Source organism: Streptomyces sp. MBT65, from assembly GCF_016612545.1.
Lineage (GTDB): Bacteria > Actinomycetota > Actinomycetes > Streptomycetales > Streptomycetaceae > Streptomyces.
Window position 1 is genome coordinate 1 of sequence record NZ_JAENRY010000148.1, and the last position, 19,553, is coordinate 19,553.

Annotated in this window: 14 protein-coding genes; 5 read left to right on the top strand and 9 right to left on the bottom strand. The window is 68.9% G+C overall.

Annotated features, from left to right (window positions below; translation table 11 throughout):
• Positions 1–382 precede the first annotated feature (382 nt).
• The gene (locus JHN63_RS29635; RefSeq protein WP_200686374.1) at positions 383–1,966 is read left to right on the top strand and encodes an acyl-CoA carboxylase subunit beta; all 1,584 of its coding nucleotides are present in this window, start codon (positions 383–385) and stop codon (positions 1,964–1,966) included.
• 57 nt (positions 1,967–2,023) lie between these two features.
• Positions 2,024–2,215 carry an acyl-CoA carboxylase subunit epsilon gene (locus JHN63_RS29640; protein WP_200686376.1) on the top strand — a complete coding sequence of 64 codons (192 nt, stop codon included), beginning with the start codon at positions 2,024–2,026 and terminating at the stop codon, positions 2,213–2,215.
• 65 nt (positions 2,216–2,280) lie between these two features.
• On the opposite strand, the gene JHN63_RS29645 is transcribed toward JHN63_RS29640, so the two are convergent.
• From JHN63_RS29645 to JHN63_RS29685, 9 genes are all read right to left on the bottom strand, one after another.
• A complete protein-coding gene (locus JHN63_RS29645) occupies positions 2,281–5,376 on the bottom strand; it encodes an NACHT domain-containing NTPase (RefSeq protein ID WP_200686378.1) in 3,096 nt (1,031 codons plus the stop codon).
• 107 nt (positions 5,377–5,483) lie between these two features.
• Positions 5,484–6,065 (bottom strand): ATP/GTP-binding protein, encoded by a 582-nt coding sequence (locus JHN63_RS29650; protein ID WP_009314218.1) that lies wholly within the window; start codon positions 6,063–6,065, stop codon positions 5,484–5,486.
• On the bottom strand, positions 6,046–6,618 hold the full coding sequence (locus JHN63_RS29655) for a DUF742 domain-containing protein (protein ID WP_200686380.1): 573 nt from the start codon (positions 6,616–6,618) through the stop codon (positions 6,046–6,048). The genes JHN63_RS29650 and JHN63_RS29655 overlap by 20 nt, the downstream gene beginning before the upstream one ends.
• 93 nt (positions 6,619–6,711) lie before the next feature.
• A complete protein-coding gene (locus tag JHN63_RS29660) occupies positions 6,712–7,125 on the bottom strand; it encodes a roadblock/LC7 domain-containing protein (protein ID WP_200686390.1) in 414 nt (137 codons plus the stop codon).
• 10 nt (positions 7,126–7,135) lie between these two features.
• Complete coding sequence (locus JHN63_RS29665) at positions 7,136–10,423, bottom strand: nitrate- and nitrite sensing domain-containing protein (RefSeq protein WP_200686382.1); 3,288 nt, start codon at positions 10,421–10,423, stop codon at positions 7,136–7,138.
• A gap of 401 nt (positions 10,424–10,824) precedes the next feature.
• Complete coding sequence (locus tag JHN63_RS29670) at positions 10,825–11,400, bottom strand: ATP/GTP-binding protein (RefSeq protein ID WP_006375318.1); 576 nt, start codon at positions 11,398–11,400, stop codon at positions 10,825–10,827.
• Positions 11,381–11,779 carry a DUF742 domain-containing protein gene (locus JHN63_RS29675; protein WP_019058642.1) on the bottom strand — a complete coding sequence of 133 codons (399 nt, stop codon included), beginning with the start codon at positions 11,777–11,779 and terminating at the stop codon, positions 11,381–11,383. Before JHN63_RS29675 ends, JHN63_RS29670 begins: the two co-directional genes overlap by 20 nt.
• Before the next feature lie 111 nt (positions 11,780–11,890).
• On the bottom strand, positions 11,891–12,304 hold the full coding sequence (locus JHN63_RS29680) for a roadblock/LC7 domain-containing protein (RefSeq protein ID WP_005479910.1): 414 nt from the start codon (positions 12,302–12,304) through the stop codon (positions 11,891–11,893).
• A gap of 11 nt (positions 12,305–12,315) precedes the next feature.
• Positions 12,316–16,200: a nitrate- and nitrite sensing domain-containing protein gene (locus JHN63_RS29685; RefSeq protein ID WP_200686384.1), complete on the bottom strand. Its 3,885-nt coding sequence runs from the start codon at positions 16,198–16,200 to the stop codon at positions 12,316–12,318.
• A 571-nt stretch (positions 16,201–16,771) separates the two neighbouring features.
• On the opposite strand from JHN63_RS29685, the gene JHN63_RS29690 reads away from it, so the two are divergent.
• From JHN63_RS29690 to gltX, 3 genes are all read left to right on the top strand, one after another.
• A complete protein-coding gene (locus JHN63_RS29690; protein WP_200686386.1) occupies positions 16,772–16,957 on the top strand; it encodes a hypothetical protein in 186 nt (61 codons plus the stop codon).
• Between the two features lie 79 nt (positions 16,958–17,036).
• Positions 17,037–17,813: a fumarylacetoacetate hydrolase family protein gene (locus JHN63_RS29695; protein ID WP_019058646.1), complete on the top strand. Its 777-nt coding sequence runs from the start codon at positions 17,037–17,039 to the stop codon at positions 17,811–17,813.
• Complete coding sequence (gene gltX / locus JHN63_RS29700) at positions 17,806–19,290, top strand: glutamate--tRNA ligase (protein ID WP_200686388.1); 1,485 nt, start codon at positions 17,806–17,808, stop codon at positions 19,288–19,290. Before JHN63_RS29695 ends, gltX begins: the two co-directional genes overlap by 8 nt.
• The last annotated feature ends 263 nt before the right edge of the window (positions 19,291–19,553 follow it).

Sequence of the window (19,553 nt, forward strand, 5' to 3'; positions counted from 1 at the left end):
GTGCGGGGGTGATGCGAAGGTGGTGCCGGGGTGGTGCGGGGAGAAGCTGTTGAATGTTCAACGATGCCAACACGAAGGACCGTAGACCTATTCCATTCAATTTTCAACATCATCCGCAGGGTGTTGCGCCAACTACTACGAGTACGCCCTCTCGGTGGGGTCGGCAACGCGAGAATCACTCTGGGGATGGCATCCTCCCGATGTGAATGTGAGGTGGCTCTCAGCTGACGCCTTTGTGTGACTCCTACAACGGGCAAGCCCCTTGAGCAGTCGGAACGGCTGCATGGCGCCCAGGTTCTGTTCAGGGGTACCAGGAAAACGGGCCGGAGACTGTGCAGAGTCGACGGCGCCCTTTCGTTGGTGTCCTTCGTAGGGTCAGTACATGACCGTTTTGGATGAGGCGCCGGGTGAGCCGACTGACGCGCGCGGGCGAGTGGCCGAGCTGCACGAGATCCGTGCGCGGGCCCTGGCCGGCCCGAGCGAGAAGGCGACCGAGGCGCAGCACGCCAAGGGGAAGCTGACCGGCCGGGAGCGCATCGACCTGCTCCTCGACCCCGGGTCCTTCCGTGAGGTCGAGCAGCTGCGCCGGCACCGCGCCGTCGGCTTCGGCCTGGAGGCCAAGAAGCCGTACACCGACGGTGTCATCACCGGCTGGGGCACGGTCGAGGGCCGCACGGTCTTCGTCTACGCGCACGACTTCCGGATCTTCGGCGGCGCGCTGGGCGAGGCCCACGCCACGAAGATCCACAAGATCATGGACATGGCCATCGCGGCGGGCGCTCCGCTGGTCTCGCTCAACGACGGCGCGGGTGCGCGTATCCAGGAGGGCGTCTCCGCGCTCGCCGGGTACGGCGGCATCTTCCAGCGCAACACCAAGGCGTCCGGTGTCATCCCGCAGATCAGCGTGATGCTCGGCCCATGCGCGGGCGGCGCGGCCTACAGCCCCGCCCTGACGGACTTCGTGTTCATGGTCCGTGAGACGTCCCAGATGTTCATCACCGGCCCGGACGTGGTCAAGGCGGTGACGGGCGAGGAGATCACCCAGAACGGCCTGGGCGGCGCGGATGTGCACGCCGAGACGAGCGGCGTCTGTCACTTCGCCTACGACGACGAGGAGACCTGCCTCGCCGAGGTGCGGTACCTGCTGTCGATGCTCCCGCAGAACAACCGGGAGAACCCGCCCCGCGCCGAGTCGGGCGACGAGGCCGAGCGCCGCTCGGACATCCTGCTGGACCTGGTCCCGGCCGACGGCAACCGGCCGTACGACATGACCAAGGTCATCGAGGAGATCGTCGACGACGGCGACTACCTGGAGGTCCACGAGCGCTGGGCCCGCAACATCATCTGCGCGCTGGCCCGGCTCGACGGCCAGGTCGTCGGCATCGTCGCCAACCAGCCGCAGACCCTCGCAGGCGTCCTGGATATCGAAGCGAGCGAAAAAGCTGCGCGCTTTGTCCAGATGTGTGACGCTTTTAACATTCCGATCGTTACGTTCCTGGACGTTCCGGGATTCCTTCCCGGCGTCGACCAGGAACACGGCGGAATCATCCGGCACGGAGCGAAGCTGCTCTACGCGTACTGCAACGCCACCGTGCCGAGGATTTCGCTCATCCTGCGCAAGGCGTACGGAGGTGCCTACATCGTCATGGACAGCCAGTCCATCGGCGCCGACCTCACCTACGCCTGGCCCACCAACGAGATCGCCGTGATGGGCGCCGAAGGTGCCGCCAACGTCATCTTCCGCCGCCAGATCGCCGACGCCGAAGACCCCGAGGCCATGCGGACGCGGATGGTCAAGGAGTACAAGTCCGAGCTGATGCACCCGTATTACGCGGCTGAGCGCGGACTCGTCGACGACGTCATCGACCCGGCCGAGACCCGCGAGGTACTCATCAGGTCGCTCGCGATGCTGCACACCAAGCACGCGGACCTGCCCTCGCGTAAGCACGGCAACCCTCCGCAGTAATCCAGCGGATTCCTCGCGGTACACCCGCGGAAACCTCATCCACGGAGACTGAGACCTATGAGCACCCCTGACATTCGTGTCGAGAAGGGCCACGCCGAGCCCGAGGAAGTCGCGGCCATCACGGCGATCCTGCTGGCTCGTGCGGCGGCTGCGCCTGCTGAGACCCCGGCCCACCGTCCCCTGCCGAAGGCCGGCTGGCGTCGGCTGGAGCGCGAGGGTGGGTTCCGGGCGCCGCACAGCTGGCACTGAGCCTTTAGCGCGTTCACGGCGGCCCCACTCTCCTGCGGGAGGGTGGGGCCGTTGGCGTTCGCGGGTCAGATGACGCTGAGGATCTTGACTGGGAGGTCGAGGGCGGTGATGGGAGCGCCTTCGGGGGATCGGCAGGACGCGATGTACAGCGAGTTGAGGGAGCTGAGGTCGCCGTAGGAACGGGAGTCCTCAGGTATGACGCAGTTACGCAGGACGAGCGACCGCAGGTCGGCCGGAAGAGATCCACGTGCTGCCAGCCACTTCGCCAAGTGCATGTTGATGAGGCGCAGGTCAAGGAGCCCGGGAGCCATGGAGATGCTGCTCAGGCCACTCGGCCTGCATGTGCTCGCGGTCGCTAGAAGAAGGGTTCTGACATCGGGGAAGTTGCGCAAAGCGGTCAGTTCACTGGTCCTGCTCAGCTCGTAGAGGCTCAACCAGAACATCGTCGGCCTGAGGCGCAGACTGTCGAGGTCGGTCGTGCCCCCGTGGCCGAGCCCCAAGTAGACAAGGTCCCGCAAGTTCTCCATGGATTCGAGCCCGTGCAGCTTTCCTCGCCCCAAGACCGAGAACAACTGCAGCTGTGGGTGAGCCGCCAGCACTGAGAGGTCTCCGGGGCCATCGAGGTTCTCGACCGACAGACTCTTCACGCGCGGGAGCTGGTCCACGGCCGCGAGGGTCGGGAGAGGGTAGCTGATCGCCAATTCCGTGATGGACTTCAACCGCGTTGTTGCGCGCCACTGCTGGGAGTGCGTGAGAGTCACACGGTGGTCCTCCAGGGGGAGCCCGGCCAGCACCTGCTCGCCGTAGGCGTCCGCGTCGAAGTACGCCCAGGCCTCAATGATTTCCTCGACGACGGGATTGCGCCGGTCCTCGGCGTACCCCACCATCAACGCCAGCGCCGCCTCACCGCCGATCATCGCCACGGTTCGTACCGTCTGTATCGCGGACTTCTGCGTCAGCTCTCCCAGCGAACGCGGCAACCACCGCAGCAGGCTCGACCCCACTGCCGCCAGAGCTGGTGGGTCCGTGCGGCGACGAGCGGGGAGCAGCGCCGACACCGCCTCGTCCAGCCTCCCCGCCAACCCCTCCGGAACCGTCGGCAACGTCTCCTGACAAGAAGCCGCGAGCAGCCGCAGTACCCGCGCATACCGAGGCTCCGCCTCCGCCCGGTCCAAGATGCCATCCAACAACTCTTGCCGCTGACGGGAGTTGGCATGCCCGGCGGCCATGATGATCGTCTCGCGCCACAGGTCCAGGTGAGCCCGCCCGACGAGGTTCCCGATCCGGTCCTCCTCCGTGGCCTCCTCGGCAGCCAGGTACTCCTGGAAGGTCCGGTGGACGAAGTCGAGGCGCCCCTCGACGGGGGAGCGGAGGATGCCCGAGCGGTCCCGAAGCTGTTCCAGGACCTCGTGGCCGTCCTGGACATCCAGATGCCGCATCGCCGACAGCTTGGCCGCGACATGGACGGCCGCCTGATCCAGGGCGATCTCGCTGCGGTTGTTGTCCGACAGGCGCCAGGCGAGGTCCCGTAGCACGACCAGCTTGTCGCCAAGGCTGAGCTTGCTGTCCAGTGCGCTCGGTACATTCCGGTCGGCGTCGCGTTCATGGACCAGGGTGTGGAGGGCGTTGCGGTACAACTCCATGCGGTCCTTGGGGAGTTGACTGCCCCGGTTCAGATGCATGGCGCACAACATCGCGGCGAGCAACGGCGTCCCCGCCAGGGACTGGAGGTGCGCGCGGTCCTTGAGGCTGTTCAGCAGGGACTGTTCGTAGCGCGGCAAGTCGTCGACGCCGCAGGGGAGTTCGTCGCCCAGTTCCCGTACCGCCTCATGCCACTGCCGTACGAACGCGGCCAGGTCCGGCGGGGTCATCCGGTCCAGGTGCAGCGCGGTGAAGTCCTCCCGCCGCAGCCAGTCCGCCCCCGCGGCGGTCGGGCGTGAGGTCACCACCACCCGTATGCCGCCGTACGCCCCAAGCAGCTTGCGCAGCCAGTCCCGTACCGATCGCCGCTCCGAGCCGAGCAGCTCGTCCACCCCATCGACCAGCAACAAGACCCTGTTGTCCCGTAGTTGGCGCTCCACCCAGCCCCTGGGCATGATCCCGGTGATGTTCCCGGCGACGCCGTCCAGCAGTTCCTCGGGCTTCTTGGGCAGCGAACGGCCGCTGTACTCGCGGAGCTTGACGAGGACGGGTGTGAGGCCGTTCCAGTCGGCCAGTTCGGCGGTGAAGGCGCCCCGGGCCGCCGTGATCGCCAGCCAGCGCAGCAGCGTGGTCTTGCCGGAGCCCGCCTCGCCGCGCAGGAGCACCCTGGACGCCCCGCCGAGCGCCGACTCCACTCGCATCCCGGAACTCTCCGTCCTGGACTCCTCCCAGCCGCTCAGATCCGGCCTGAGCGGCAGCGCACGGGCCGTGCGGCGGCGGCTCCCGTCGTCACCCGTGGCGCGCAGGCTGACGTACGCCACCGACAGCCGTACCTGCGCGGCGGCGCGGTCGGACGTACGGCGGAACAGTTCCACCTCGTCGAGGCTGTTGCTGACCAACTCCATGTACCAGCGGTGGAATTCCTGGTCCTGGTCGGTGCCGTCGGGGGCGAACAGCGAGCGGTCCGGGAGGCGTTCGAGGACGCGGGCGACCCGGTCGCTCAACGAGCTGGTGCGGGCCAGGAGTTCGGTCAGGGCCCGCTCCTCGAAGACCGGGAGGGTGCGCACGATGCTGACGTAGTACTCGCAGCACTCGCTGAAGAGAAGCTCGTAGAGGCGCGTCTCGGGTTCGTTCAGGCCGATCGGTGCGCTCACCGATGCCGTGATCTGCCGGATCAGTTCGGCCGGTTGGGCGTCGGCCGCGAGGACCGCCTCGTCGGACAGGTCGGCGCGGGCGAACGTGTCGCACACCCCGTTGAGCGCCGCTTCCCGGCCGCTCTCGTCCAGGCCGCGGAACTCCTGGGCCAGGAACGGCTCGATCCGCGCGGCCACCGTGTCGGCCATCTCCTCGAACTGCCGCTGGACGCTGCGCTGTTGGCGCAGGCCCGACACCCGCAGTCGTACGAGATCGTCCATCGGCAGCCGGCGCCCCTGCTCCCGCCGCTTGCCTCCCAGCCAGGTCTGCGCGGCCGCCTTCACCACGGTCGTCCCCAGGCGTAGTGCCGCCGCCTCCGCGCTCATCTCGTCCCCCCTCGCCGAACCGAAGAGCGACCATTGTGGCAGGGGGCGATACGGCGAAGGGGCCCTCTCCGGAAGGAAAGGGCCCCTCGGCACAAGCGAGTTCGGAGTTACCGCAGGCGCGCCATCAACGCGTGCTCCACCAGCGTGATGAGCGCCGACTTCGCGTCCGCGCGGTGGCGGGCGTCCGTTGTGATGATCGGGGTGTCCGGGCCGATCTGGAGCGCCTCGCGGACCTCGTCGGGGTTGTACGGCTGCTGGCCGTCGAAGCCGTTGAGGGCGATGACGAAGGGGAGACCCGAGTTCTCGAAGTAGTCGACCGCGGGGAAGCAGTCGGCGAGGCGGCGGGTGTCCACGAGCACGATCGCGCCGATCGCGCCGCGCACCAGGTCGTCCCACATGAACCAGAAGCGGTCCTGACCCGGTGTACCGAAGAGGTACAGGATCAGGTCCTGGTCCAGGGTGATACGGCCGAAGTCCATCGCGACCGTCGTGGTCGTCTTGTCTCCGGTGTGGGTGAGGTCGTCGATGCCCGCGGACGCGGACGTCATCACAGCCTCGGTACGCAGCGGGTTGATCTCCGAGACGGCCCCGACGAACGTGGTCTTGCCCACGCCGAAGCCACCCGCCACCACGATCTTCGCCGAGGTCGTGGAGCGGGAAGGACCGCCGCTAGAGCTTGCGAAGTCCACTGAGCACCCTTTCGAGCAGTGTCACGTCTGGCTGGCCGCCGGCGTTCTCGTCGCCGCCGGGTTGATGAATGGCGACCAGGCCCGCCTCCGCCAAGTCGGCGACGAGGATCCTGGCCACACCGAGAGGGATCGTCAGCAGGGCCGAGATCTCGGCCACCGACTTGATCTCCCGGCAGAGGTTGCAGATCCGCTGATGCTCGGGCAACTGGCCCTGCATCTGGTGCGGCTGCGCGGTGGTGTGCACCAGCGCCTCGATGGCGAGCTGGTAGCGGGGGCGCGTCCGGCCGCCGGTCATGGCGTACGGACGTACCAGGGGATTGCTCGACGACCCCGCGGGGGCCGCCTCGGGCGAACGTCGGTGCGGCTGCACGGGCTGGATGCGCGGCGCCGGCGGCTGGTCGTACGGTGACGGACCGGGGCCCTGCGGGTACTGAGGGTGACGCGGGGAAGGCGAGGAGGGGAAGTTGTACCGGTTCCCGGAACCGTCGCCCTGCCCCTGGCCGGGGCCGTACGACCAGTTGCCCGAAGACGAACCGCCTGGGGGTGTTGCCACTTTCTCCTCCTCCGACTGTGCCGGGCACCCATCAATGTGGAGCCGCGTCCCGAAACCTTATGGCTCAGAACGCCAAAACGCACCGTCCGCTGGTTAGTTGAGAAGGCTCCCTTGGAGCTCTGATCGAAGGTCCGGGGTCAGGACCGAGCCGGTACGGTCCACCAGAAGGGCCATCTCGTACCCAATGAGGCCGATGTCCGCCTCGGGGTGTGCGAGAACCGCGAGCGAGGAACCGTCGGACACGGACATGATGAAGAGGAATCCCCGCTCCATCTCCACAACCGTCTGGTTCACGCTGCCGCCCTCGAAGATGCGCGAGGCACCGGCGGTCAAAGAGGTAAGACCCGACGCTACGGCCGCCAACTGATCGGCACGGTCACGCGGGAACCCTTCGGACATCGCCAGAAGGAGTCCGTCGGCGGAGACCACCACCGTGTGGGAGACACCCGGGGTGTTGTCCACGAAGTTGGTGATCAACCAGTTCAGGTTCTGCGCCGCCTGGCTCATCGGGCTCACACTAACGCTCCTGGTTGTAGGTGCTGCCAGAGCCGAAGCCCTGACCGTTCGTTTCGCTGCCTTCGCTGCGTCCCCGCTGGACCCCGCGGCGCAGGTTGCTCAGCCTGCCCCGGATGTCCTCGGGAGCGCGGGAGACCTGGGGGCCTCCCTGAGGGGTGCTCTCGGCGGTGCCCTCGACCAGATTGGCCTTGGGTACCCGCCGCGGCAGGCCGGAGGAGGTGACCCCGCCCGCCTTGGGCTTCTTCAGCGCCGAGGCCTGGTGCCAGCGCTCGTCGTTCGCCGAGCGCCAGTCCGTCGTACCCGTGCCGCCGTTGGCGCTCGCCGTGCCGAAGACATCGACCTTGCTCTCCGGCGCGGAGGCCGAGGACCCCGGCTGCGCGGGCTTCGAACCGTTCGTACCGCTCGCGGCCGAACCGCGGCGCGGCAGTCCGGCGTCGGTCAGCGCGTGGACGGCGGACGGAGCCGGTCCCGGACGCTCGAAGCCTACGTGGTCCCGCTCACTCACATCAGCGGCCTGCGTGGACTCCGCCTCCGGAGCGTACTGGTCCGGGTAGCCGTTGCGGTAACCGTCCTGCTGGGGCCAGTCGTCCTGGTAGGACGGCTCCTCGAAGCCCGTGAAGGGCTCCGGGGCCAGGGAGTGCGCCGCCGTGTGCTCCGTCTGCGCCGGCTCCGCGTACCCGGTCTCCGGGTAACCGCCGTTCGCCGGGAAGGAGTCGGGGAAGGCGTCGGCCTGCGGCACCGTGCCGTTCGGCGCGAAGTACTGCTCGTCGTACGAGGGTTGACGCGGCTCGTCGTACGACGTCTGCTGCTGCTCCTCGTACGCAGGCTGGCCGGTGAAGCCCGTCGGCTGGTCCTGGTAGGGCTGCTGGCCGTTGGTGTACGGCTGCTGCTGCGGGTCGTCGAACTGCGGGTAGTCGCCGGGCTCCAGCTCCTGGCCCGGCTTCTGGGACTCCAGGGCCGCGCGGCGCTCCTCGCGCATCAGCGAGCGGCCCACCGGGTCCAGCTCGCGGATGTCGTCCGGCACCTCGGAGTAGCGGGTGTCGTCGAAACCGAGCTCGGCGGCCGTGCGCAGCGGGGTCTGGTTGAAGTCCTCGCCCTGGTACTGCAGTTGCGGCTGCTCCGGCATGATCTGCGAGACGGTGAACTCGTCGCGCTGGAGCTGCGACTCGCCACCGCCACCGTGGGTGATCGCGTCCGGCAGCATGACCAGCGAGGTGGTGCCGGCCTGCTCGCCGGAGGGGCGGAGCTGGACGCGGATGCCGTGCCGGTCGGAGAGGCGGCCGACCACGAACAGGCCCATGCGCTGGGAGATCGCGACGTCCACGGTCGGCGGGTTGGCCAGCTTGTGGTTGATGTCCGCGAAGTCCTCGGCGGTGAGGCCGATGCCCTTGTCGTGGATCTCGATCATGACGCGGCCGTCTGGAAGACGGGTCGCGGTGACGCGGACCTTGGTCTGCGGGGAGGAGAACGTCGTCGCGTTCTCCAGCAGCTCGGCCAGCAGGTGCACGAGGTCGGTGACCGCGCGGCCGTGGATCTCGGCCTCCGGGACACCCGACAGCTCGATGCGCTCGTACTGCTCCACCTCGGAGGAGGCGGCGCGCAGCACGTCGACCAGCGGGACCGGCTGGTCCCAGCGGCGGCCGGGCTCCTCGCCGGCGAGGACCAGGAGGTTCTCGCCGTTGCGGCGCATACGGGTCGCGAGGTGGTCCAGGCGGAAGAGGTTCTCCAGCTGGTCCGGGTCGGCCTCGTTGTTCTCCAGGTCGGTGATCAGGGTCAGTTGGCCCTCGATCAGCGACTGGTTGCGGCGCGAGAGGTTGGTGAAGATCGCGTTGATGTTGCCCCGCAGGAGGGCCTGCTCGGCGGCCAGTCGTACGGCCTCGCGGTGGACCTGGTCGAAGGCCCGGGCGACTTCGCCGATCTCGTCGGTCGTGTTGATGGGGATCGGCGAGATCCGGGTGTCGACCCGGCCGGGGTCGGTGCGCGAGAGCTGGTCGACCAGCATCGGCAGCCGCTGCTCGGCGATGCCGAAGGCGGCGTTGCGCAGCTGGCGCATCGCGCGGCTCATCTGGCGGGCGACCGCACCGGCCAGGATGAAGGCGAGGAGCAGGGCGACGACGACGGCGGCACCGGTGATGATGGCGTCGCGCTTGGCGGTGTTGGCGATGTCCGACGCCTCGCTCACCGCGGTGTCGGCCTTGTCCTCCTCGATCTTGCGGTACGCCTCGTACTTGAGGGTCGTGCCCGCCCACCAGTTCTGCGCGGTGATGCCCTTCTGGGCGAGAGCCGCGCGCGCCGAGGGGTCGGTGGTCTGGAGCTGGGACATCCCCGTGATCATGTCGATCGGGTTCGCCGGCGGCGGCACGTACGTCTCGTTGGCCGCCTTCGCCTGCGCGGCGGCCTGCTTGACCATGGCCGTGCCGTCGGTCTTGACCTTCGCCATCGCCGTGTTCAGCTTCGCGATGTCCGCGTCGGTACCGCCCGCCTGGTACTCCTGGATGGCGATGCCCTCCAGGTACGCGTACGAGGTGATGGCGGTGCGCTGGGTGGCCAGGCTGCCCTGGCCGGGGCCCGGCTTGACCAGCAGGTGCATGCCGATGGAGCGCTCCAGGGAGAGCGCGCCCTTGGCGAGTGCGATGGCGTAGACGGAGCGGCCGTAGCTGGTGATGTTGCCGGTGCCGAGGCCCAGTTCGTTCGAGAACTCCAGGAGCGGGTGCTCCAGGTTGACGTAGGCCTCTTCGGTCTGCACGCCCGTGAACTTGGTGGTGTACGCGGCGGCCCGGATGGACGTCAGCTGCGGCTCCACCTTGCGGAAGCGGCTGAGCCGGCGTTCCAGGCCCGACTGGTCCGGCATGTTCTGCGCGGCCTTGTCGAAGGTGTCCGCGGCGTCATCGGTGGCCTTGCGGGCGGCGACGACCGTCGGGTCCTTCACGCCCTTGCCCAGCAGGAGCGGTGCGGCGGTCACGTCGCGTTCGTTGGTGATCGCGTTGCTGTAGGTCAGGGCCGCCTGCACGAGGCGGGCGGTCTTCTCCGCGTCCTCCGCGTTCTGCCAGGTGTCGATCGAACTCCGTACCTGGAAGCCGCCCATGACCAGGCCGACCACCACGGGTATGAGCAGGATCGCGTTCAGCCTGGTCGGCACCCGCCAGTTGCGGGGGGAGAAACGGCTGCCGCTCGGAGCGGGTGGCGCCGTGGGCTCCGAGCCTGGCACAGGGGCGGGCGCCGCTCCGCGCGGCGGCGGGGTGAAGTTGCCCCGGGCCGACGGCTCGGGACCGTTCTTGCTTCGCCTCACTCGACCAACAACCTTCCGGCGGTCGGCACCTATCGTCGTGCCGCAGTGTCTCAAGCCCGTCAACGACCTCTGCTTATCAGTACGTCGTTGACTATTGGGCAGTTCAGGCATTCCAGCACGTCAGCCTGCGCGATTCCAAACAGTCGGAACCGCGGATTCCGAGTGATGTAAGCCCCAGATAAAACGGTCATAAAGAGCGAGCCCCGCCAAAAGACGGGGCTTTGTTAGCGCAGTGGCACCGGCTGACCGCGACGCGTTGCGGTACCACCGGATTCCTCTGCCGAAACGTTATGAACACCGGGGCCGACCGTGTCAAAGGCCACAGCCGGCTCCGGGGTGTCTACGACAACTGCCGTATGGCGCTGCCGACTTGAGAACTGCATGTCGAGGCCCGTCGAGAGCTACCGCAGCCGGGCCATGAGTGCGTGCTCGACCAGCGTGATCAGCGCACTCTTCGCGTCCGACCGGTGCCGGGCGTCCGTCGTGATGATCGGTGCGTCCGGCCCGATCTGCAGGGCCTCGCGCACCTCCTCCGGGTTGTACGGCTGGTGGCCGTCGAAACCGTTGAGGGCGATGACGAAGGGCAGCCCGCTGTTCTCGAAGTAGTCGACCGCGGGGAAGCAGTCGGCGAGACGGCGGGTGTCCACCAGTACGACGGCGCCGATCGCGCCGCGCACCAGGTCGTCCCACATGAACCAGAAGCGGTCCTGACCCGGCGTACCGAAGAGGTACAGGATCAGGTCCTGGTCCAGGGTGATGCGTCCGAAGTCCATGGCCACCGTGGTGGTGGTCTTGTCCCCGGTGTGGGTGAGGTCGTCGATGCCCGCCGAGGCGGACGTCATGACGGCCTCCGTGCGCAGCGGGTTGATCTCGGAGACGGCACCCACGAACGTGGTCTTGCCGACGCCGAAGCCACCCGCCACCACGATCTTCGCGGAGGTGGTCGCCCGCCCTCCGTCAGAGCTTGCGAAGTCCACTGAGCACCCTTTCGAGCAGCGTCACGTCCGGTGCGCCGCCGTTGTTCTCGTCGCCGCCCGGCTGGTGGATGGCCACCAGTCCGGCCTCGGCGAGGTCCGCGACGAGGATCCTGGCCACACCGAGGGGCATGGCGAGGAGTGCCGACACCTCCGCGACCGACTTGACCTCGCGGCACAGGTGGCAGATGCGCTGGTGCTCAGGGAGCAGTCCCATCAGCGCTGCCGGGTCGGCCGTGGTGCTGATCAGCGCCTCGATGGCGAGCTGGTAGCGCGGCCGGGTCCGGCCGCCGGTCATCGCGTAAGGACGTACCAGCGGCTGGTCGCCCTCGTCCCCGTACGGCTCGGCGTACGGATCATGAGAGGCGGTGGGCGGGGTCATGAATCCTCCGGGCGGGAGCGCAAGTCGGTCGGGCTAGCCGTCTGACAGGGCCGGTGGGGGGATTGTGGCGGCCGGACGGTGATTTGGTGAGACGGGTGGTGCCGGGGCCGGTCAGTGAAGCAGACTGCCCTGGAGTTCGGCGCGCAGGTCCGGTGTGAGAACCGCCCCTGCACGGTCGACGAGCAGTGCCATCTCGTAGCCGACAAGGCCGATGTCGCACTCGGGGTGCGCGAGCACGGCCAGGGACGAGCCGTCCGAGACGGACATGAGGAAGAGGAATCCCCGCTCCATCTCCACGACCGTCTGTGCGACGTCGCCACCCTCGAAGATCCGGGATGCCCCGGCCGTCAGCGAGGTGAGCCCGGAGGCCACGGCCGCGAGCTGGTCGGCGCGGTCGCGCGGGAAGCCTTCCGACATGGCCAGAAGGAGTCCGTCGGCAGACACGACGACGGTGTGGGACACACCCGGGGTGTTGTCCACGAAGTTGGTTATCAACCAGTTGAGGTTCTGTGCCGCCTGGCTCATCTGGCTCAAAACTAACGCTCCTGCTGGTGAGTGGGGCTGGGGAAGCTGCCGGTCTGTCCGGTACCCGTACCGGCCTGGCGGCCCTGTGCGATGCCCCGACGGAGATTGGTCAGCCGGCCGCGTACGTCGTCAGGCGCACGGGAGACCTGCGGACCGGTTTGGTGCTGTTGCTGCTGAGCCGTGCCCGGGACGAGGTTCGCCCTGGGCACTCGGCGCGGCAGACCGGAGGTGGTGACGCCGCCCGCGGCCGGTTGCCGTACGCGCTCCGCCTGCCGAACGAGATCGTCGTTCGGCGAGCTGCGCCAGGTACCGCCCGTGGGACGCTGAGGGGGTGTCGCCGGAGCCTGCGGTGCCTGCGCCTGCGGGGCGGGAGCGGAGCCGTTGCTCTGGGAGCCGTTGCTCTGCGCTTCCGCCTGCTGGCCGTGGAACCAGTTGGTCTCCAGCGTGTCGTACAGCGGCGTCCTGCCGTCGCCGGGACCCGTGGCAGGCGGCAACGCCTCGGGCTCCTGGCGGGTGGGACGCTGCGGGGCGGGTGGCCGCCGGTCGCCGAGGTCGGCGCCGTTGCGGTTCCCGTTGACCTGCGGCCGCTCGAACTGCCCGGTGTTCGCGGGGTTCTGACGGTTCGGCAGATTGTGCTGACCGGTGGAGCCGTTGTCAAAGCCGGGTGTCGCGAACTGGCCCGTGGAACTCGGGTCGTACGCCTGCGGGACCGCGAACTGTCCCGTGTTGGCCGGATTCGACGGGTTGTTGGACTGGCCCGAGGGACCGCCGGCCGGTGCGCCGAAGACGTCCGAGCGGACGAACTGGCCGCCGTTCTGCGGGGAGTTGGCGCCGGGACGCGGGGCGTCGAAGTCCGGCCGCGGGAACTGCCCGGTGTCCTGCGACCCGTTCGCACCCTGGCGGGGGAACTGCCCGGTGTTCTGCGACCCGTTGGCGCCGGGACGCGGGAACTGGCCCGTGTTCTGCGACCCGTTGGTGCCCGGGCGCGGGAACTGGCCGCTGTCCCGTGCGTCGAAGCCCGGCGGTATCGCCGGCATCTCCGTCGTGGCCGCGGGGCCCTGGTGGTCGTCGATGCGCGGCATCCGGGAGGTCTGCTCGGCGTCGCGCTCGTCGTGACCGCGCGGGGCGTCGAGGTTGCCGCGGCCCAGCGGGGGCTGCGCGTTCTCGTCGCTCCAGCTCGGGCGCTGGTTGTTGCCGCCGGGCAGCTCGGCCCGCGCACCACCGCGCGGCGGGAGCTGCGGCTGACGCCCACGGCGCCGGCCTCCGCCGCGGGGCGGCTCGGGCTCGTCGTTGCTGGTGCGCTGCGGCGGTACCGGGTTGTTCTGCGGCGGCATCCCGCCGAAGGCGTCCTGGCGACCGTCACCGAAGCCCTGCGGGGCGCCCGTGCCGGCGGCCTGGAGACCCTGGGGGGCGCTCGGCGCCTGGCCGAAGAGGCCGCCGCCGTTCTGCCGGTTCTGCGGCGCGGAGGGACCCTGCGGGCCACGCGCACCGCCCGGAGCACCGGGACCGCCCGGACGTCCACCGCCCGCACCGGGCAGCGCGGCCCGCGGGCCCTGACCGGCGCCGACCTGGCCGCGCGGAGCGGCCCCGGCACCGAGAAGTCCACCGTTGCCACCGGCCGGCGCACCCGCGCCGAGCGCGGAACCGGCCTGGCCGTTGCCCCGGCGGGCCGCACCGGCACCGGCCGCGGCGGCTGCCGCGGCGGCGCCGACGGCGGCCTGACCGGGCTTGCCCGGAGCGGGCTTCTTGCCGCCCTGGGCGACGTCGACGGGGAGCATGACCAGCGCGGTCGTACCACCGGAGTCGGACGGACGGAGCTGGATGCGGATGCCGTGACGCTGGGACAGCCGGCCGACCACGAACAGACCCATGCGGCGGGAGACCGAGACGTCCACGGTGGGCGGCGAGGCGAGCCGCTCGTTGATCGCCGCGAGGTCCTCGGGGGAGAGACCGATACCGGTGTCGTGGATCTCGATCAGCACGCGGCCGTCGGGCAGCGCGTGACCGGTGACCTTGACCTTGGTCTGCGGCGAGGAGAAGGAGGTCGCGTTCTCGAGCAGCTCGGCGAGCAGGTGCACGAGGTCGTTGACCACCCGGCCGGCCACTTCGGTGGTCGGCACGGAGGAGAGCTCGATGCGCTCGTACTGCTCCACCTCGGAGGCGGCGGCGCGCAGCACGTCGACCAGCGGGACCGGACGGGTCCAGCGGCGGCCGGGCTCTTCACCGGCGAGGACCAGGAGGTTCTCACCGTTACGGCGCATGCGGGTCGCGAGGTGGTCGAGCTTGAAGAGCGAGGAGAGCTGGTCCGGGTCGGCCTCGCGGGACTCCAGCTCGGAGATGAGCGAGAGCTGACGCTGGATGAGGCCCTGGGAGCGGCGCGAGAGGTTGGTGAACATCGCGTTGACGTTGCCTCGCAGGAGGGCCTGCTCGGCGGCGAGGCGGACGGCCTCGCGGTGCACGTCGTCGAAGGCCGCGGCCACCTGGCCGATCTCGTCCCGGGAGTGCACACCGACCGACTCCACGGACGTGTCGACGTCCTGCGGGTCGGACTCGGAGAGCTGCTTGACCAGCTCGGGCAGCCGGTCCTGGGCGACCTTGTTGGCGGTCTCCTGGAGGCGGCGCAGCGAGCGGATCATGGACCGGGCGATGACGAAGGCGCCGACGAGGGAGACGCCGAGCACGAGCAGGATCAGCGCACCGGAGATGATCGCCTCGCGCTCGGAGGCGGAGCGCAGCTCGCGGGCCTTCTGCTCCATGTCCTCGAGCAGCGTGTGCTCGATCTTCTTCATCTGCTCGATCTTGGTCGAGCTGTCGTCCACCCAGTCCTTGTAGGACCGCTTGTCCAGCGAGCTCAGACCGTTCGCGTTGTCGAGGACACGCTGGGCGTAGGTGTCGGCCGACTCGATGATCGGGTTGCTGTCCTCGATGGGCGTGATGAGCTCTTCGGCACCCTGGTCGCCGTAGATGTTGCGGAAGATGCTCAGTTCCGACTTCTCGCTCTCCAGGGCGGAGTCCGCGTAGAGCCGGTCGTTCGGGGAGAGGCTGCCCTCTTCCGTGTTGTTGTTCGGCAGGGCCGCCGCGATCACGGCGCGCTGCACGGAGGAGAACTCCTTGGCGGCGGAGAAGGCCGCCAGGGCGCGGGTGCGCTGGATCATCTCCGGGTTGCTGGTGGCCTCCGCCATGTCCTGCGAGAGGTCGAGCAGCTGGCTGATCAGGCGGTGGTAGGCGTCGACCGTCTGCGTCGAGTTGCCCTTCGACTGATACGCCGACTTGCGGATCTTGTCGAGGTTGTTCAGCTCGGTGGCGAGACCGACCAGGCTCTCCCGGACGCCCTGGAGGTTGCCGCTCTTGGCGGCGGTGTCCACCTCTTCGGAGGCGTTGACGAAGTTGTCCCGGGCGCGGTTGGTCTTGTCCTCGTAGCCCTTGACCTCGTAGTCGGTGGCCTTGCCACCGTGCGCGAGGGGGCCGGCCGACATGTCGCGCTCGTCCTGGAGGGCGGTGGCGAGCGCGGTGGCCTGCTTGGTCATGTCGGTCAGCAGCTTCATGTTGTCGAGCTGCTGGATGTCGGTCATGGAGTCGCTGATGCGCAGGGCACCCAGCGAGGTGGCCGCGACCACCGGGAGCGCGAGCAGCGAGACCAGGCGCGTGGAGATACGCCAGTTACGCAGAGCGACGCGCGAGCCGGGTCCTGGCGCGCCGGACGGTGGCTTCACCGGCGGCGCGGGGGTCGGGGCTGCGGACACACCGGGGCGCCCGGGGCCTCCACCGTCGCCTGACGGTGCCGGGCCCGGGTTCTGGGCGTGCTGGGGCGAGGAGCTGCCGGTCTTGGGGCCAGCCCCGCCATGCGGCTCCGGCTCCGCCGAAGCACTGCCATCCCTCTTGAAACGTCCCTGCACTAGCGTCGCAACCTCTGGACCAGGCGCCCCTCCGCGCGAACGGAAGGACGGTGTCGGCGTCTTAGGGAGCGCCCTGAACGCGCCCCCCAGTGTGTGGTCGTGAGTGACCGGCGCTGCTCCCCCTTCCGCCGCCCCTGGCGCTGCGTTGCGCCCTCTGCGCGCCGGGCTGATTCTGCGGCGGTCCGTGGAATTCCAGCACAGTGCCGGATCTCCAACAAGGCCCGTAGGCCAGGCTGTGACCTGTGTGACACCGCGTGAGGGCTGTGTCACGAGACGTAGAAAGCTATTCACTCCAAAGGGGGCATATCCCCACGGCCTCGGGGGCATGGGATGTGCCCCAGTCGCCATGATCAGGAGCGGAATGAACGCTTCAGGGGGTCAATGTCCGTTTCGTTGAGGTGAGTTGGGAGTCCGAATTGGACGCTTTGACCATACGGCCGTGAGCAAACTCACACGCAGATCAGGGGCTCTCCGCGTCTTCGGCCGGGAATTGGATGTTTAGCCTGACGCTTTACATGAGGGCACAATCTGCCAACCATCCACCGACGGACGACGAGGGTCGAGTACAACAGTGAAGACCACGATGATGTTCCGCAACATTGCCAACCCGCGACGCACGACGCTGGCGCACCTCGCGGACGCCGACGCGCTGCAGACGCCGGAGCAGCAGGAACACTCGCTCGACCTGCCGGCCCAGACCGCCAACCCGCGCCGCACCATCCTCATGGAGATCCCGGTCACCGCCGCCGCGGAGTAATCGCGCGAGGAGGGCCCCCGCACCGCGTTAGCCTGGAGCGTCAGACTCCAGCCAGCTCAGTGAGAGGTGCCGGGATCCCGTGCGCATCGCCAGATTCTCCATCGACGGGAACGTCGCCTTCGGCGCGGTCGAGGGCGACAAGCCGGACGAGCTCGTCCTCGACATCATCAAGGGCATCCCGTTCGCGGACTTCGAACTCTCCGGCACGAAGGTCCCGCTGAGCAAGGTCAGGCTGCTGCCGCCGGTGCTCCCGAACAAGGTCGTCGCCTACGGCCGCAACTACGCCGAGCACGCCCGCGAACTGGGCAACGAGGTGCCGGACGTCCCCTTCGCCTTCTTCAAGCCGTCCACCTCCGTGATCGGCTCCGGCGACGACATCCAGTACCCCTCCTTCACCGAGGACCTCCACCACGAGGCCGAACTGGCCGTCGTCATCGGCCGGATGTGCCGCGAGGTCCCGCGCGAGCGCGTCAAGGACGTCATCCTCGGCTACACCTGCGCCAACGACATCACCGCGCGGGACGTCCAGAAGCGCGAGAAGCAGTGGGCCCGGGCCAAGGGCTTCGACACCTCCTGCCCGCTCGGCCCCTGGGTGGAGACGGACCTCGACCCGAGCGACCTCACCATCCAGCTCACGGTCAACGGGCAGCAGCGACAGCTCGGCCGCACCAGCGAGATGATCCACTCGATCGAGGATCTCATCGTCAACATCACCGAGGCCATGACGCTGCTCCCCGGCGACGTGATCCTCACGGGCACCCCGGCAGGCGTCGGACCGCTCACCGTCGGCGACGAGGTCGCCGTCTCCATCGAAGGCATCGGCACTCTCACCAACAAGGTTGTCAAGCGTGGCTAGCGCATCCGCCCCAGCAGTCCGTGTCCGTTTCTGCCCCTCGCCGACCGGTAACCCGCATGTGGGCCTGGTCCGTACCGCCCTGTTCAACTGGGCGTTCGCCCGCCACCACCAGGGCACGCTGGTCTTCCGCATCGAGGACACCGACGCGGCCCGCGACTCCGAGGAGTCCTACGGCCAACTCCTCGACGCGATGCGCTGGTTGGGCTTCGACTGGGACGAGGGCCCGGAGGTCGGCGGCCCGCACGCGCCCTACCGCCAGTCGCAGCGGATGGACCTCTACAAGGACATCGCGCAGCAGCTCCAGGACGCCGGCCGCGCCTACCACTGCTACTGCTCCACCGCGGAGCTGGACGCCCGCCGGGACGCCGCCCGCGCCGCCGGCAAGCCGTCCGGCTACGACGGCCACTGCCGCGACCTGAGCGCCGAGCAGGTCGAGGCGTACAAGGCCGAGGGCCGCACGCCGATCGTCCGTTTCCGGATGCCCGACGAGACGATCACCTTCACGGACCTGGTCCGCGGCGAGCTGACGTTCACCCCGGAGAACGTGCCGGACTACGGCATCGTCCGGGCCAACGGCGCCCCCCTGTACACGCTCGTCAACCCGGTCGACGACGCCCTGATGGAGATCACCCACGTCCTGCGCGGCGAGGATCTGCTCTCCTCCACCCCGCGCCAGATCGCCCTCTACAAGGCGCTGATCGACCTCGGCATCGCGCAGCAGATCCCGTCCTTCGGGCACCTGCCGTACGTGATGGGCGAGGGCAACAAGAAGCTCTCCAAGCGCGACCCGGAGTCCTCGCTCAACCTCTACAGGGAGCGCGGTTTCCTTCCGGAGGGCCTGCTCAACTACCTCTCCCTGCTGGGCTGGTCGCTCGCGGCCGACCGGGACGTCTTCTCGATGGACGAGATGGTCGCGGCCTTCGAGATCTCCGACGTGAACCCCAACCCGGCACGCTTCGACCTGAAGAAGTGCGAGGCGATCAACGCCGACCACATCCGGCTGCTCGACGTGAAGGACTTCACCGAGCGCTGCGCCCCGTGGCTGAAGGCGCCTTTCGCCCCCTGGGCTCCGGAGGACTTCGACGAGGCCAAGTGGCAGGCCGTCGCGCCGCACGCGCAGACCCGCCTCAAGGTCCTCTCGGAGATCACGGACAACGTCGACTTCCTGTTCCTCGCCGAGCCGGTCGAGGACGAGGCGTCCTGGACGAAGGCCATGAAGGAGGGCTCCGACGCCCTCCTCCGTACGGCCCGCGAGAAGCTGGAGTCGGCCGACTGGAGCTCGTCCGAGTCACTCAAGGAGGCCGTCCTGGCCGCCGGTGAGACCTACGGCCTCAAGCTCGGCAAGGCGCAGGCCCCGGTCCGCGTCGCCGTCACCGGCCGCACGATCGGCCTGCCCCTCTTCGAGTCCCTGGAGATCCTCGGCAAGGAGAAGACCCTGGCGCGGATCGACGCGGCGCTCGCCAAGCTGGCCGCGTAACGCACACGCGCGTGAAGGGGCGGCGGCCGCGAGAGGCTGCTGCCCCTTCGGCGTTGTCAGTGCGGGGCGCTAGGGTTCCGGAGCACTGAAGATCGTTCAGGAGAGGCGCCTTTCATGCCGATGACCGCTCGTGACTACACCTGGCTGTTCACGCCGGGCAGCACGTTCACGGAGGACGAGACCGGCACGGTCGGCGTGATCCACCTCGCGGACGGCGGCGAACTCTGGCTCCCCACCGGCCAGGTGGTGGCCTGCGATCCGTT

Excerpts from the sequence above, each read along its gene's own strand:
- JHN63_RS29675 (WP_019058642.1), bottom strand. The coding sequence starts at position 11,779 with ATGACCCCGCCCACCGCCTCTCATGATCCGTACGCCGAGCCGTACGGG.
- JHN63_RS29635 (WP_200686374.1), top strand. The coding sequence starts at position 383 with ATGACCGTTTTGGATGAGGCGCCGGGTGAGCCGACTGACGCGCGCGGG.
- JHN63_RS29680 (WP_005479910.1), bottom strand. The coding sequence starts at position 12,304 with ATGAGCCAGGCGGCACAGAACCTCAACTGGTTGATAACCAACTTCGTG.
- JHN63_RS29645 (WP_200686378.1), bottom strand. The coding sequence starts at position 5,376 with ATGAGCGCGGAGGCGGCGGCACTACGCCTGGGGACGACCGTGGTGAAG.
- JHN63_RS29660 (WP_200686390.1), bottom strand. The coding sequence starts at position 7,125 with ATGAGCCAGGCGGCGCAGAACCTGAACTGGTTGATCACCAACTTCGTG.
- JHN63_RS29640 (WP_200686376.1), top strand. The coding sequence starts at position 2,024 with ATGAGCACCCCTGACATTCGTGTCGAGAAGGGCCACGCCGAGCCCGAG.